Annotated in this window: 13 protein-coding genes; 4 read left to right on the forward strand and 9 right to left on the reverse strand. The window is 68.9% G+C overall.

Annotation, left to right across the window (positions count from 1 at the left end; translation table 11 throughout):
- The first annotated feature begins 9 nt into the window (after positions 1 to 9).
- Genes R6Y94_RS11335 through R6Y94_RS11350 form a run of 4 tightly spaced genes read left to right on the forward strand, consistent with a single transcriptional unit; the run spans position 10 to position 5,787 of the window.
- On the forward strand, positions 10 to 1,635 hold the full coding sequence (locus tag R6Y94_RS11335) for an FAD-dependent oxidoreductase (RefSeq protein WP_318395781.1): 1,626 nt from the start codon (positions 10 to 12) through the stop codon (positions 1,633 to 1,635).
- Positions 1,635 to 2,561, forward strand: coding sequence for a dihydrodipicolinate synthase family protein (locus R6Y94_RS11340; RefSeq protein WP_318395782.1), 927 nt, complete (start codon positions 1,635 to 1,637; stop codon positions 2,559 to 2,561). Before R6Y94_RS11335 ends, R6Y94_RS11340 begins: the two co-directional genes overlap by 1 nt.
- Positions 2,554 to 4,194 (forward strand): glycoside hydrolase family 13 protein, encoded by a 1,641-nt coding sequence (locus tag R6Y94_RS11345; protein WP_318395783.1) that lies wholly within the window; start codon positions 2,554 to 2,556, stop codon positions 4,192 to 4,194. The genes R6Y94_RS11340 and R6Y94_RS11345 overlap by 8 nt, the downstream gene beginning before the upstream one ends.
- Before the next feature lie 45 nt (positions 4,195 to 4,239).
- Positions 4,240 to 5,787 (forward strand): arylsulfatase, encoded by a 1,548-nt coding sequence (locus R6Y94_RS11350; RefSeq protein ID WP_318395784.1) that lies wholly within the window; start codon positions 4,240 to 4,242, stop codon positions 5,785 to 5,787.
- A 19-nt stretch (positions 5,788 to 5,806) separates the two neighbouring features.
- Here R6Y94_RS11350 and R6Y94_RS45110 read toward each other — a convergent pair whose 3' ends face one another.
- The 9 genes from R6Y94_RS45110 to R6Y94_RS11395 form a co-directional block, all read right to left on the reverse strand.
- Entirely contained in the window at positions 5,807 to 6,061 is a 255-nt protein-coding gene (locus tag R6Y94_RS45110) for an alpha-amylase family glycosyl hydrolase (RefSeq protein WP_412102737.1), read from the reverse strand.
- Between the two features lie 130 nt (positions 6,062 to 6,191).
- On the reverse strand, positions 6,192 to 8,039 hold the full coding sequence (locus tag R6Y94_RS11360) for a right-handed parallel beta-helix repeat-containing protein (RefSeq protein WP_318395786.1): 1,848 nt from the start codon (positions 8,037 to 8,039) through the stop codon (positions 6,192 to 6,194).
- Between the two features lie 61 nt (positions 8,040 to 8,100).
- The gene (locus R6Y94_RS11365; protein ID WP_318395787.1) at positions 8,101 to 8,922 is read right to left on the reverse strand and encodes an ATP-binding cassette domain-containing protein; all 822 of its coding nucleotides are present in this window, start codon (positions 8,920 to 8,922) and stop codon (positions 8,101 to 8,103) included.
- On the reverse strand, positions 8,919 to 9,920 hold the full coding sequence (locus R6Y94_RS11370) for an ABC transporter ATP-binding protein (RefSeq protein ID WP_318395788.1): 1,002 nt from the start codon (positions 9,918 to 9,920) through the stop codon (positions 8,919 to 8,921). Before R6Y94_RS11370 ends, R6Y94_RS11365 begins: the two co-directional genes overlap by 4 nt.
- Before the next feature lie 31 nt (positions 9,921 to 9,951).
- Positions 9,952 to 11,451, reverse strand: coding sequence for an ABC transporter substrate-binding protein (locus tag R6Y94_RS11375; protein ID WP_318395789.1), 1,500 nt, complete (start codon positions 11,449 to 11,451; stop codon positions 9,952 to 9,954).
- Positions 11,452 to 11,524: 73 nt separating this feature from the next.
- Complete coding sequence (locus R6Y94_RS11380) at positions 11,525 to 12,409, reverse strand: ABC transporter permease (protein WP_318395790.1); 885 nt, start codon at positions 12,407 to 12,409, stop codon at positions 11,525 to 11,527.
- Between the two features lie 43 nt (positions 12,410 to 12,452).
- Positions 12,453 to 13,382 carry an ABC transporter permease gene (locus tag R6Y94_RS11385; protein ID WP_318395791.1) on the reverse strand — a complete coding sequence of 310 codons (930 nt, stop codon included), beginning with the start codon at positions 13,380 to 13,382 and terminating at the stop codon, positions 12,453 to 12,455.
- A gap of 56 nt (positions 13,383 to 13,438) precedes the next feature.
- Complete coding sequence (locus R6Y94_RS11390) at positions 13,439 to 13,765, reverse strand: DUF6385 domain-containing protein (protein ID WP_318395792.1); 327 nt, start codon at positions 13,763 to 13,765, stop codon at positions 13,439 to 13,441.
- Positions 13,766 to 13,806: 41 nt separating this feature from the next.
- Positions 13,807 to 14,739, reverse strand: a complete 933-nt coding sequence (locus R6Y94_RS11395; protein ID WP_318395793.1) for a DUF6772 family protein — start codon at positions 14,737 to 14,739, stop codon at positions 13,807 to 13,809.
- Positions 14,740 to 14,748: the final 9 nt, after the last annotated feature.

A 14,748-nucleotide genomic window follows, 5' to 3' on the forward strand; every position in this document is an offset into this window, starting at 1 on the left:
CCCAAGACGATGGAACGGAGCACATTGGAGTCGCGAATTGCGGACGTCGATCTTGCCATCATCGGCGGTGGCGTGGGCGGCGTCGCCGCGGCGCTCGCCGCGCTGCGGCGCGGGCTGCGGGTGGTGCTGACGGAGGAGACCGACCGGATCGGTGGTCAGTTCACCAGCCAGGGAGTGCCGCCGGACGAGCACAGATGGATCGAGCAGTTCGGCTGTACCGCCTCGTACCGCAGATACCGGTCCGCCGTCCGGGACTACTACCGTCGGTGGTACCCCCTCACCGTCGCGGCGAGGAACGACCCCCGGCTCAACCCGGGACTGGGTCGGGTCGGCCCGTTGTGCCACGAGCCGAGGGTGAGCGGAGCTGTGCTGCGGTCCCTCGTCGACCCGTACCTGAGCAGCGGGCGGCTGCGCATCCTGCTCCGGACCAGGCCGGTCGGGGTGGAACTGCGCGGTGACCGGGTCACCGGCGTCACCGTGGAACGCGCCGACGCCGGCCGGGTACACCTCGTCAGCCCGTACTACCTGGACGCCACCGAGCTGGGTGACGTGTTGCCGCTGGCCGATGTGGAGCACGTGACGGGATTCGAGTCCCGGCACGACACCGGCGAGCCGAGCGGGCCCGAGGTGGCACAGCCGGACAACATGCAGGCGATCTCGTGGGTCTTCGCCGTCGAGCACCGGGAGGGCGAGGATCACGTGATCGAGCGCCCGGCCCGGTACGACTACTGGCGCGGCTACCGCCCGGCGTACTGGCCGGGGCCGCAGATCGGGCTGACCGCGCCCGACCCCCGGACGCTGGCGCCGCTGACCCGCACCTTCACCCCGAACGCGCGCTCCGGGCAGGTGGTCGCCGACCAGAGCCAGGATCCCGGCGACCGCGAGCTGTGGGAGTTCCGCCGGGTGGTCGCCCGTGAGCTGTACGAGCCGGGCTTCGTCACCAGCGACGTGACCCTGGTGAACTGGCCGATGATCGACTACCTGGACGGCCCGCTGATCGGGGTCGGCGAGGAGGAGAAGCAACACCATCTGCGCGGCGCCCGGGAACTGTCGGCCAGCATGCTCTACTGGCTGCAGACCGAGGCGCCACGACCGGATGGCGGCCAGGGATGGCCGGGGCTGCGGCTACGGCCGGACGTGATGGACACCGTCGACGGTTTCGCCGCGGCACCGTACATCCGGGAGTCCCGGCGGATCCGCGCCGAGTACACCGTCGTCGAACAGGACCTCTCCCTCGCCGTCCGGGGCGACGCAGGCGCAGTGGCGTACGACGACACCGTCGGGGTCGGTATGTACCGGATCGACCTGCACCCGTCGACCGGGGGAGACAACTACATCGACATCGCAAGCTGCCCCTTCCAGATCCCACTCGGCGCCCTACTGCCGGTGCGGATACGCAACCTGCTACCGGCCGGGAAGAACATCGGCACCACACACATCACCAACGGCTGCTACCGGCTGCACCCGGTGGAGTGGAACATCGGCGAGGCAGCAGGCTCGCTGGTGGCGTACTGCCACCGCGAGGCGGTGGAGCCGCACGACGTCCGCCGCAAGGAGCAGCACCTGCGGATGTTCCAGAGCACGTTGGTCGCCGACGGCGTCGAGCTCGCCTGGCCAGAGGTTCGGGGTTACTGATGGCGCTGTCTGGCAAGGACCTGCTCAGCGGCGTGGTCGTCCCGGCCGTCACTCCGATCGGCGGGCACGGCGGTCCGGATTTCGCCGCCGGCTGTGGGTACTTCGACGCGCTGGCCGCCGTCGGCGTAGAGAAGATCATGCTGTTGGGCACCAACGGCGAGGGGCCGCTGTTCGACACGCAGTCCATCGGCCAGTTCCTGGCCGACGCCGTCGGGCAGTGGAAGCGGCGGGTGCCAGGGGGAACTGTCGTCGTGAACGTCTCCGCCGCCGGGACCCGCGAGTCGCTGCTGCGGGCAGAGGCCGCCGCCGCGGCCGGATCCGATGCGCTGGTACTCAGCCCACCGTTCTACTTCCAGCACAGCGAGCGCGACATCGCCGCGCATTACCACGCGGCCCGCGCGGCGTCCCTTCCCGTCATCGCCTACAACACACCGAGGTACGCCTCTCCACTGGCGGCCGGTTCGATCCGGGCGTTGGCCGAGATGCCGCACGTCGTCGGCGTCAAGGACAGCTCCGGCGATGCCGCCGTCCTCGCCGAATGGCTGGAGGTATCCCGCCGTCGGCCGGACTTCGGGGTGAGCCAGGGCGCCGAGCAGTACCTGTACGACGCGTTGGCCGCTGGCGCGGACGGAATCACGCCCGGCATCGCGAACATCGCGCCCCGCGTCGCCGTCGAGCTGGTCGCCGCCCATCGTGGCGACGACGACGTGCGCGCCGCTCGTGCCCAGGAGCGGATCGTGCGGGTGATGAAGATACACCACGTCCGGCCGGGTGTTCCGGTGGTCAAGGCGGCGCTGGCGCTGCGTGGCCTGTGCCCGGCGGACCTGGCCCCGCCGCTGCGGGTCCTCGACGACGACGAGACCGCCGACCTGCGGCGGTTTCTATCCACGGTGGAGCATGAGTTGATCGGTACCTCGGATGGCTGACGCGCAGTGGTGGCGCACCGCCGCCATCTACCAGATATACATCCGGTCGTTCGCGGACAGCGACGGCGACGGCATCGGCGACATCGCCGGGATCCGCAGCCGGCTCGGCTACCTCGCGCAGCTCGGTGTCGACGCCATCTGGATCACCCCCTGGTACGCCTCCCCCAACAACGACGGCGGCTACGACGTACGCGACTACCGCGCCATCGACCCGACCTACGGTGACCTGCGGGAGGCCGAGCTGCTCATCGGGGAGGCACACCAGCACGGCTTGAGGGTCATCCTGGATGTCGTGCCGAACCACACCTCTACCGACCATCCCTGGTTTCAGGCCGCGCTCGTCGCCCCACCCGGCTCACCGGAGCGCGCCAGGTACCACTTCGTGGACGGGCGCGGATCCGGCGGTGAGCTGCCGCCCAACGACTGGCGTAGCACCTTCGGCGGCAGCGCCTGGCAGCGGGTGACGGAGGTGGACGGAGAGCCCGGACAGTGGTACCTGCACCTGTTCGACCCCAGTCAGGCCGACCTGAACTGGTCACATCCCGAGGTACACCGGGAGTTCCTGGACATCCTGCGGTTCTGGTTCGACCGCGGTGTCGACGGGTTCCGTATCGACGTCGCCACCGGACTGGTGAAGCACCCTGGCTATCCCGACCTGGGCTACCGGGAGGAGGATCTGCTCGTCCTCACGAACGTGCCGGACCATCCGCACCGGGACCGCGACGGGGTACATGCGATCTACCGTGACTGGCGACGGCTCGCCGGCGAGTACGACCCACCAAGGATCTTTGTCGCGGAGGCATGGGTCGCCGATTCTGAGCGGCTGGCCCGTTATGTGGCGCCGGGCCAGCTCCACACCACCTTCAACTTCCCGTTTCTGCAGTCCGCCTGGGACGCCGGCGAGTTGTCCTCGGTCATCGAGTCGACCCTGCACGCGATGTCCCGGGTCGGGGCACCGCCGACCTGGGTGCTGTCCAATCACGACGTGGAACGGACGGTGACCCGCTACGGGCGTGCGGACACCCGGAAGCAGCCGGGCAGATCCGGCCACGAGCTCGGACCGGTCGACATTGAGCTGGGCCGGCGCCGGGCCAGGGCCGCGATTCTGCTGATGCTCGCCCTGCCCGGCGTGGCCTACCTCTACCAGGGCGAGGAACTCGGCCTGCCCGACCACATGGACATCCCCGTCGACCGCATCCAGGATCCGATCTGGACCCGCTCCGGCGGGCGGCGCCGAGGACGCGACGGCTGCCGGGTTCCGCTTCCGTGGACGCTGGACCCGAAGGGTGCCGGGTTCGGTTCCGCGGACCCGTGGCTCCCGCAGCCCCACGGCTGGGAGACACACTCGGTGCAGAGCCAGCTCGACGACCCGACCTCCACGTACCACCTTGTGGCGCGGGCGCTGCGGATCCGCCGGAGCCTGGATCCCGCACCGGAGCTTGAGTGGGTGGTCCGATCCGATTCGGTTCTGCGCTTCCGGCGCGGGCCGGCCCTCGAGTGCATTGTCAATTTCGGCGCCACTGAGGTGCCGGTGCCAGCGGGCGCGGTTCCCCTCCTGCGCAGCGACACCATCGACGTGACGCCCGACCCGATCGGGCCGGACACGGCCGCATGGCTGCGGCCGAGGGGATAGCTCACCGGACCAGCCCTCGCCCGGGCGACTCGTAGAGGATGAACCATGAAGCGGCCGAACATCGTGTTGATCGTCGCCGACGACCTCGGGTACTCGGACATCGGGTGCTACGGCGGCGAGATCCGCACGCCGAACATTGACCGGCTGGGGCGGGCCGGGGTGCGGCTGTCGCAGTTCTACAACACGGCGCGGTGCAGTCCGTCGCGCGCGTCCCTGCTGACCGGGCTGCACCCGCACCAGACGGGCATCGGTGTCCTGGCCAGCCCCAACCGGCCCGGCGGGTACCCGGGTAGCCTCAACGACCGCTGCGTCACCGTCGCCGAACTGCTCCGGGACGCCGGCTACGCCACGAGCCTGTCGGGTAAGTGGCACCTGAGCGGGTCGGTGTGGGAGCCGTCCGACTCGTGGCCGACCCGGCGGGGATTCGACGACTTCTTCGGCACGCTCAGCGGCTGCGGCAGTTACTACGACCCGGGGACGCTGCGCCGGGGCGAGGCGGATGCGAGCGCCGAGGCCCGCGATCCGCGGTTCTTCTACACCGACGCGATCACCGATCACGCGGTGGAGTTCGTCGGCCGGCAGGCCGCCGCCGACCGTCCGTTCTTCGCCTACGTCGCCTACACCGCGCCGCACTGGCCGCTGCACGCCCCGGCGGAGGACATCGCCGGGTACGACGGTGTCTACGAGGCGGGCTGGGACGAGTTGCGCGGCCGCCGGCTGGAGCGGCTGCGTGCCGAAGGCTTGGTCGGCGCGGAGTCGCCTCTGTCCGAGCGGGACCCGACACAGCCGCCGTGGTCAGCGGTGCCGCACAAGGCGTGGGAGGCACGCCGCATGCAGGTGTACGCCGCCCAGGTCGAGCGGATGGACCGGGGCATCGGGCGGATCCTGGACCAACTGGCGTGCTCCGGCGTCCTTGACGACACCGTGGTGGTATTCCTGTCCGACAATGGCGGCTGCGCCGAGGAGTTGCCGCTCGGTGACCCCGAGGAGTTCCGCAGCAGGCGGGCGACGATCCCGGCCGCCACCCGGGACGGCGCGCAGTTGCGGGTCGGCAACGATCCGGGCATCGACCCCGGCCCGGAGGACACCTACGCCAGCTACGGCGTCGCGTGGGCAAACTTGTCCAACACCCCCTTCCGGCTGTACAAGCGGTGGGTACACGAGGGCGGTATCGCCACCCCTTTTCTCGCGCACTGGCCTGCGGGCGGCCTGGTCGGCGGTCGGATGGTCCGGACGCCGTTCCAGCTCACCGATGTGTTACCCACCTTGTCCGGGGCTACCGGCGTCGACTATCCGCGCGAGTACCGGGGGCGGGAGGTGCTGCCGCCCGAGGGGCGCAGCATGTTGCCCGCGCTGCGGGGAGAATCGGGACCGGATTCCGACTTGTTCTGGGAACACCTCGGCAACGCCGCGGTACGCCGGGGGCGGTGGAAGCTCGTCCGCGAGCACTCCCAGCCGTGGGAACTGTACGACATGGACGCCGATCGCTCTGAGGTTAACGATCTCGCCCAGCGACACCCCGGCCTCGTCGTCGAGCTGGCCACCGAATACGAGCGCTGGGCGCAGCGGGTCGGCGTCATACCCCGCGGCTAGCCCCCGCCACATCGATCCGTCAGCGATCGCGGCCGATGCGGGGGACGAGTGCGGGGCCGCCCGGGAGCACAGGTGGTCGCAGGAGGTTCGCGACGATGTGGAGGATGCCGAGGATGCCTGCCGGGTGGCATTCCTCGACGAGCTCGCGAGCTTCCTCGGTGGATCCGTAGCGGAGGTGGACGGCACGACAGTCGGCCACGTCGTGGCCTGCGTCGCGCGGCGGCGAGTCGAACCAGGGCGTGATCCGGATGGCGTCGATGCCGAGCGGCGACAATCGGTAGATCCGGCTGCGCAGCCCGGTGATGTCGCCGATCCCCTAGCCATTGGCGAAGGACCGGTTTACCCCTGGTCGATCGCCGCCATGCGGCACCATGCGGCCGATGTCGTGCCGTCCACTGCGTTTCCTACTTGATGGCGTTGCCGAGCGGCACGCGCTGCCACGACGTGCCGTCGGACATGGCGAGGCAGGGCTTGCCGCCGTGGCCGTCGCTGACGTGGATGATTGCGCCGCTGTTGCTGCCGGCGGGCGGCAGGGTCTTGACGGTGTACGGGTGCAGGCGGGTGGCATGGGCGTAGACGGTGCGGATCTGCGCGTCGGGGCTGCCGATGTCGCGGGCGTTGTCGGTCGGGGGGATCAGCCCGGCGACGCTGGCCTGGAAAGCGACGACCTCGTTGGTGTTGGTGGTGGAGCACAGCAGGTTGGTGGCCGCGGATCCGGATGCGTTGACCGCGACCACCTCGACGCCGCCCTTGACGCCCGGCCCGGAGCCGCCGGCCAGTGCGCCTTCGACGAGGTAGCCGCCGTAGCTGTCGCCGGCTGTGATGCCGCCGGTGGCGGTGCTGAGGACGCGTACGGCGGCGGCTTTCGCGGCGGCCACCTGGAGCTTGCTGAACCTGCCCGGTTCGGTCTCCACGTAGGAATCGGGGCTGATCGTCCCGGCGGCGACGAGTGCGTCCTGCTCGAACGTGTTGCCGACGACGTTGGACTCGCGCAGGGTGCCGACGACGTTGACCCCGGGTTGCCCGTTGGGGTTGGCCGACAGGACGTTGCCGAGGGCGGCGAGTCTGGTGGCGTCCGCGCCGAGGTGGACGGCGCCGTGGCCGGCCGCCTTGACGAGGTTGAAGTGGTCGAATGAGTTGTCGGTGATGCTGACCTTGTCCACGGACTGGTCGAACCGGATGGCGGAGGCGCGGATCCAGTTGAACGAGTTCGCCGAGATGGTGACGTTTTTCGCGGATACCCCGCTGGTGAAGTGGATCGCGTAGCGGGGCGGCTCCCAGGCGCCGGGGTCAGTGTCGAACCCGCCGATGATATTGCCGGTGATGGTGAGGTTGTGGCCGCCGGAGTCGATCTGGATGACAGCGTTGCCGGTGCCGTTCTCGATCACGTTGCCGGTGATGGTGGAGTTGGTGAGACTGCCCTTGAACAGCCGCCGACCGATGTCGAGCAGGTTGTTGCTGATGATGGCGCCGCGGAAGTCGCCGTCCGGGGGGCCGTTGAAGATGATGGCGTCGAAGTTAGAGTGGAAGTGGTTGTCGGTGATGATCCACTTTCGCGTACCGTAGGGCAGCACGTGCACGCCACTGCCCTGGATCCCTTCGGTGGGCCAGGAGATGCTGATGCCGTTCGTGCAGACGGCGACCTTGTTCTTGGTGAACAGGAAACCCCGCCCGACGCTTTGGATGGCGGTGTGGAAGCGCAGGAACGAGCATTCGACGATGATGACGTCGGTGTCGTCGGTGTTCGCCCGGCGCGCGACGTGGATCCCGACGTTGTTGGCCGTCTTCACCGGGGCGTCGAACGCGACGCCGTGGATGCCGCCCAGCGACGCCTCCCACCGGATGCCGACGCCGTCGTGGTGAAAGGTGATCTTTGACGACTCCTCGCCGAACATGCCGTAGCCGCGCAGCACGAACCGGTTGAGGTGGGCGCCCGGGGTGTCGTATTCGTGGTCGCCGACGACGATCGTCGACGTGACCTTGTAGAGCCCCGGCGGTAGCACGACGATCTTGTTCCGTTGGGTGCGGGCGGCGTTGATGGCGGCCTGGATGGCGGCGGTGTCGTCGGCCTCGCCGTCGCCGACCGCGCCGAACTGCTGCGGGGTGAGCACCGGGGATCCGTCGGCGTCGACCAGGCTCGGTGGTGGGGTTTCGGCGTGTGCCGGCCCGGTGAGGGCGAGCCCGCCGAGGCCGGCGGCACCTGCCGCGGCGGCGGACCGGATCATCATCCGGCGGTTGATTCGATCGGTCACTGCGTCCTGCTCCATTCGGTGGGTTGGTATGGATGGGACTGGTGGGTGGTACCGGGGAGCCTCAGTTGGCCGCGTCGAGGTCGACGGCGGCCGCGAGGAGTTCTCGGGTGTAGTCGTGTCGTGGTGCGGTGAACAGCGTCTGCGCTTCGGCGTTTTCGACAAGCTCGCCGCGGCGCATGACGAGGACGCGGTCGGCGACCTGGCGCACCACACCGAGGTCGTGGGTGATGAACAGCATCGACAGCGACCGCGCTTGGCGTACCTTCACCAGTAGTTGCAGCACCTGAGCCTGGACGGAGACGTCGAGGGCGGATACGGCCTCGTCGCAGACGAGCAGCCGCGGGTTGAGGGCGAGTGCCCGGGCGATGCTGACGCGTTGGCACTGGCCGCCGGACAGTGCGGTCGGGCGTTTGCCGGCGACGTCGGGGTCCAGCCCGACCTGGGCGAGCAGGTCGACCACGGCGTCGCGGCGGCGGCGGGGGTTGCGGCGCACACCGTCCGGGGCCGCGTCCGGGTGTGCCTGCCAGGCTTCGGCGATGGAGGCCTCGGCAGACAGCCGGGGATTCAGCGAGGACCGGGGATCCTGAAAGATCATGGCGATGGTGCGCCGCATGCCGCGGTCGCCGGATCGCCGGCCCAGCAGGGACTTCCCGTCGTAGTGGATGCTGCCCGAGGCCGGTTTGACGAGTCCCACGATGGCCTGGGCGATCGTCGACTTCCCGGAGCCGGATTCGCCCACCAGGGCGACCGTCTCCTGCGGTGCGACGTCGAGGGCCACGTCGCGTACCGCCGTGATCGTCGTCCGTCGGCCGAGCCCACCGCTGCGTGGCCCGGGGTATGTCACGGTCAGATCCGTGATCTGCAGTCCGGTGGCGGTGGTCACGGCGACTCCTCCGCGAAGTGGCAGGCGCTGAGCCGTCCCGGTACCACCTGGCGCAGTGCCGGCACCTCGGCCCGGCAACGGTCCTCGGCGCGAGGGCAGCGCGGGTGGAACGGGCAGCCGGCGGGTCGGTCGAACGGGTTCGCCGGGCTCCCCGGCAGCGGGTCGGCGATCGCGGTCGGCTTGTGTACGGACGGGACGCTGCGCACCAGCGCGGCGGTGTAGGGGTGCAGTGGCCGGCGGAGTACGGCCTTCGCCGGCCCCCTCTCGGCGACCCGGCCGGCGTACATCACGACGAGGTCGTCGGCGACGTGCGACATCACCCGCAGGTCGTGGCTGACGAGCAGCATCGACAGGTGGTCCTCGTCGCGCAGCCGGGCGAGCAGGTTCAGGATCCGAGCCTGCACGGTGACGTCCAGCGCGGTCGTCGGCTCGTCGGCGAGGATGATCTTCGGCCCGCCGGCCAGCGCCAGCGCGATCATCGCACGTTGCCGCATCCCGCCGGAGAACTCGTGCGGGTAGGCGCGGACCCGGTTGCCCGCATCGGGGATACCGACATGGTCGAGCAGTTCCACGGCACGCTGGCGGGCCTGGCGTCGGGACAGCCCCCGTCCCCACAGGATCTCGCTGACCTGATCGCCGATTGTCATCGTCGGGTTCAGCGCGGTCGACGGGTCCTGGAACACCACGGAGATCTCCCGGCCCCGGACCTGCCGGATGCGGGTGGGGCCGGCCCTAAGCAGGTTCTCCTCGCCGAGCAGCACCTGCCCGCGGAGCACGGCGGTGTCCGGGGTGAGGCGGACGAGGGCCATCGCGGTGAGCGATTTGCCGCTGCCGGACTCGCCGATCAGACCCGTGGTGCGACCCTGCGCGATGTCGAACGAGACGCCGTCGACCACGGTGGCCACGCCGCGGGGGCCGGGCAGCCGGATCGACAGGTCCCTGACCCGCAGCGTCGCCGCGGCCGATGGCTGCGATGCCGCGGGCAGCTGGGTGGACATTACTGCCGTCGCACTCGTCGGCTGGGGCCGGTCAATCATCAACCGAGACCGTGTTCAGCGGCGGCAGGCTTTCGAGGGTGGGTGCGAGTCCGGAGATGCCGGACCGGGTGGCGAAGACGACCTTGACGAACATGGGGTACATGCCGACTGCCTCGTTCCAGATCAGCGCGGTCGCGTCGCCGTACGCCTGCTTGCGCGTCTCCTGATCGGTGGAGGTGTTGCCCTTCTTCAGCAGTGCGTCCAGATCCGGGTTGCAGTACCCGGTCCGCTTCGCCGCGCAGGTGTAGAGCCTGCCCAGGTTGTACGACGCGTCCAGGCCGAGCGTGCCGACCTGCTGGATGTTGATATCCCAGTTCAGGTTCAGCAGGTCCTCGGTGTAGACGGCCTGCTCCTTCTGCAAGGCCTCGACCTTGACCCCGATCGCGGCCAGGTCGGAGACGACCGACTCCACCCACTGCTTGAACTGCGTCTGGGAGAAGTGGAAGCGCAGGGTGGTGTTGAAGTCGAACCCGGCGTCGACGAGCGCCTGCTTCGCCGCCTGTGGGTCGTAGCCGACCGGCTTCTGCGGCGCGTAGCCGAACACCGTCGGCGCCAGCACCGAGTTGGCGGGTTGGCCACTTTCCGGGTACAGCGCCTTGATGATCTTGTCGAAGTTCACCGCCTGCCACAGGGCCCGCCGGACCTCGGCCTTGTTCAGCGCCGGGGTCGAGGCATTCATCCACATCGTCATGACCCCGCTTCCGTCGGCGGTCGTGAACTTGATGTCGGAGTTGCTGCGTAGCTGGGTCACCTGGTCATCGGGGATGCCCCAGATGATGTCCGCTTCGCCGGTCTGCAGGGCGGTGACCCTGGCTGCCACCTCGGGGATGGACCGGATGGTCACCTGGTCCACCTTCGGCTTGTCTCCCCAGAACTTCTCGTTGGGGACAATCACCAGGTCCCCGCCGGGGGTGAACGACTTGACCTTGAACGGACCCGACGTCACCGGCGTACCCGTGTAGCTGTCCTCGGTGGCGCTCGCCGGGGTGATCCTCAGTCCGGTCAGCTTCGCCAGCAGCGCCGGGTCGGGCTCGGCGGGCTTGAACGTCACCGTGTCATCGGTCGACTCGACAGCGACGTTGACGAAGTTCGCCGAGAACGGGCTCTTCGCCTCCACGGTGCGGGTGAACGACGTCGCGACGTCCTTGCCGGTCAGCGCGGAGCCGTCGGAGAACGTAATCCCGTCCTTCAACGTGAAGGTGAACTGTGTCGCGGTGTCGTTCGACTCCCATTTCTCGGCCGCGACGCCCTGGAACTCGCCGGGTCCGACCGTCGCCAGCAGCGGGGCGTACAGCTGCAACGAGGCGAGACCGGTGCCGCCGTCGATGGCGAGCTTGCCGTTCGGGTCGATCGACTCGATTGGGAACTGGCCGGCCACGACGAGCTGGCCGCCGCTGCCGCCGCCGGAGTTGTCGTCTGCGCCGCATGCGGCGGTTGTTGCCAGGGTAAGGACCGCCGTTGTCGCGACGGCGGCGAGCCGGATAGACCTCATCGTCGTGCTCCTTACTGTGCTGAGTTCGGCTGTGCTGCGGGGATGGGGGTGTGTGCGGTGGGGTCGGGTGTCGTCATTGCCGGCGGCCGACGTGGCGGGTGAACAGGTCTCCGGTGAATCCCACGCTGATGACGAGCAGGGCGAGGGCGATGCCGGGGATGGTGGATATCCACCAGGCGCTGGCGAGGTACTCCTTGCCGGAGGCGATCGTCTGTCCCCAGGAAACGGACGACGGCGGCAGACCCAGTCCGAGGAAGCTCAGGCTCGCCTCGGCGAGAATGGCGCCGGCGAACTCGGTCGTCGCCAGCGCGAGCGCGGGCCCGGCGAGGAAGGGCACGATGTGCCGGGTCACGATGGTCCGCCGGGGCACCCCCATCACGGTCGCCGACCTGACCCAGTCCCGCTCGCGCAGGCTCATCGCCATGGACCGCGACAGGCGGGCGAAGCTGACCCAGTTGGTGACGGTGAGCGCGATGACGACGATCACGAGGCTGCGGTCGAAGACGCCGGCGATGACGATGGCCAGCAGGATGCCCGGGAACGCGACCAGCACGTCGATGACGCGGGACACCGCCACGTCGGTGATCCCTCGCCGGTACCCGGCGAACGTGCCGAGGGCGACGCCGACAAGTCCGCTGAAGGCGACCACGAGCAGCCCGATCACGATCGACGTGCGGGCGCCGTACACCACCTGGCCGAGCAGGTCCCGGCCGAGGGCGTCGGTGCCGAAGATCGCCGTGCTGCCGTCGCTGGTGACCGAGCCGGGGCTGAGCAGCCGGTCGTCGAGGTCGCCGCGTACGGGGGAGTAGTCGATGATCAGCGGGCCTACGGCGCCGACCAGCACGTACAGCCCGAAGACCACCATCGGGACGGCCTGCACCGCCCGGCCCACCCTGGTCCGGGCGGCGGTCACCGGGACCGGTGCGACCGGGCTTTGTGCCAGCTCCAGCGCGGTCATCCGCCGCCTCCCGTCCTTCGTCCGGTTGCGCGGGCTAGCTCGGTCACGACGCCACCCCCGCCCGGATACGGGGATCCAGCCGGGCGTTGAGGACGTCGGCGAGCAGGTTCATCGCCACGACGACGATCGCGATGAGGACGGTCGCCCCCTGCACGATGGCGTAGTCGCGGTTGCCGACGGAGCTGACCAGCAACGAGCCGACACCCTGCCAGGCGAACACCTGCTCGACGATCACCGCGCCGCCCATCAGGGTGCCGATGTGCAGCGCCACGATGCTCACCACCGGGATCACCGAGTTGCGTACAGCGTGGCGGGCCAGCACCGTCCGCTCGGACAGACCTTTCGACCGGGCGGTCAGGATGTACGGCTCGCTGGTGACCTCCGCGAGGCTGCTGCGGGTGATCCGGGCCACCAGGGCGGTGAACGGGATGGCGAGGGTGATCGCCGGCAGCACCAGATGCCGGAAGTCCCCGGACCCCGCACTGGGTAGCAGCCGCAGGGTCAGCGCCATCAGCAGGATCAGCATGATGCCCGACCAGAACGACGGAAGCGCCTGCATCACCAGGGTGACGGCGGAGATCGCCCGGTCGGCGAGCCGGCCCGGCGCGCGGCCGGCGAGGATGCCCAGCAGCGGTCCGAGCACCAGAGCCAGCAGCGTCGCCGTCGCCGTGAGCAGGATGGTGGCCGGGAGGCGGTCGAGGATGACTGTCATAGCAGACTCGTGGAAGCGGTACGACTCTCCGAAGTCGCCGGTGACGGCTTCGCGCAGGTAGCTGAGGTACTGCGCGAAAATCGGCCGGTTGAGTCCGAGCTCTTCACGTAGTGCGTCTACTTCTGCCGCGGTGGCCTCAGGCCCCAACTGGACGGTGGCCTGGTTGCCAGGGGCGAGCCGCAGGATAACGAAGGTGAGGCTCAGAGTCCCCCAGACGGTGAAGACCATGAGGCCGAGTCGCCGGACCAGCCGGGGAAACATCAGTATCTCTCCTCCTTCTTTTCACTATCAGGCCCGAAAGCGTGGCCGCCTGCGGGTCATCCCTTCAGGGCGAGGTGGACCAGGACGGTTGCCGGCTGCTGCTGCGTGGCGCCGCTGAACGCCAGCCGCAGCCACCCACCGAAGTTCGTCAGTTCGATTGCGGCAATCTTTTCGCCCGCCGCGATCACCCGAGGGTTGCCCCGGTCCACCCAGTGCAGTCCGTCCGGCGAGATCTGTGCCTGGACGGACAGATCCGGGTGGTCGCCTTCGACCTGGACGAAGAAGACCGCCTCGCCGGCCCAACCCGCTTCGTAGGAGTGGGTGGTGTGGGCGGCGGTGATCGTGAGACGACGTTCGATTACGGAAGTAGCGAATGTGAGCACGAAGGACCTTTCCCAGTGGAACGACGGTTGGCCGGCAGCGGTCAGTCCGTGGAGTACACGACGGAATCGAGGAAGAGATTCACGGATCGGTCCGTGTCGGTCTCGACGAAGAAGATCGGGTTGATCAGGTTGGTGATGTTCTTGTACGGCTCGGTCAGCGTCGGTGACAGTCCACGCAGGTCGAACGTGCGGTCCATGCTCTGCATCTCGACGTACTCGCGCCGCTGGTAGTCGACGAGCAGCCGGAAATAGAGCCAGTTGAGCTTGTCTGGGCTCTCGTTGTACAGCAGGTCCTGCTCCCCGTCGGGCACCCACTGGAAGGCGTCGGCCGAGCCGTCGGGGTAGCGGCGGCCGTACCAGAGGTTGTCGATCCCGGGCCGCTGCCAGCCGTCCTCGCGGCCGTAGCACCAGTCCTTCTTCGTCACCCCGTCGGCCACCCGCCAGTACTGCCACTTCTTGGTGAGCGTGCCGTTGACCGAGTTCACGTACCGTACTCCCGGCATCCAGCGGTACTGCGCGTCCTGCAGGTCAAAGTAGAACCCGAACGCGCGGATGTCCTCCTCGCCGAAACCGAGCCGGTCCTGCTGCGGCGTGTACGCGTACCACGCCTCGATCTGGATGTACCGCATCGTCGGGTCGAAGTTCGACAGCCGCTTCAACGCGACACCCATGCTGCCGTTGGCCGGCTTCTCCTCGTACCGGTTGGCGACCGGCCTGGTGTTCAGTTTCAGCGAGTACGTGCCCTCCATCGACCCGTGCGTGGCGGCGAACCGCATCGGCGCCGCGCTGATCATCGACGGTGCCCAACTCGCCAGGTCCACTTCGGAGGGGTAATGCCGGTAGTCGTCGTTGACAAAGTTGGGCGTCAGGTCCAGCCACCCGTTGAAGCCCTTGTCGAAGTCGTCGTAGGTGACGATGTTGCGCAACGGCTTGAACTTCTCCAGGCCGCGCTCATAGTGAATGACCTTTTGCACCATGCCTCC

Source organism: Plantactinospora sp. KLBMP9567, from assembly GCF_033446045.1.
Classification (GTDB): domain Bacteria; phylum Actinomycetota; class Actinomycetes; order Mycobacteriales; family Micromonosporaceae; genus Plantactinospora.

Coding starts and splice junctions, on each gene's coding strand:
- R6Y94_RS11335 (WP_318395781.1), top strand. CDS start 10: ATGGAACGGAGCACATTGGAGTCGCGAATTGCGGACGTCGATCTTGCC.
- R6Y94_RS11340 (WP_318395782.1), top strand. CDS start 1,635: ATGGCGCTGTCTGGCAAGGACCTGCTCAGCGGCGTGGTCGTCCCGGCC.
- R6Y94_RS11345 (WP_318395783.1), top strand. CDS start 2,554: ATGGCTGACGCGCAGTGGTGGCGCACCGCCGCCATCTACCAGATATAC.
- R6Y94_RS11350 (WP_318395784.1), top strand. CDS start 4,240: ATGAAGCGGCCGAACATCGTGTTGATCGTCGCCGACGACCTCGGGTAC.
- R6Y94_RS11370 (WP_318395788.1), bottom strand. CDS start 9,920: ATGTCCACCCAGCTGCCCGCGGCATCGCAGCCATCGGCCGCGGCGACG.
- R6Y94_RS11375 (WP_318395789.1), bottom strand. CDS start 11,451: ATGAGGTCTATCCGGCTCGCCGCCGTCGCGACAACGGCGGTCCTTACC.
- R6Y94_RS11380 (WP_318395790.1), bottom strand. CDS start 12,409: ATGACCGCGCTGGAGCTGGCACAAAGCCCGGTCGCACCGGTCCCGGTG.
- R6Y94_RS11385 (WP_318395791.1), bottom strand. CDS start 13,382: ATGTTTCCCCGGCTGGTCCGGCGACTCGGCCTCATGGTCTTCACCGTC.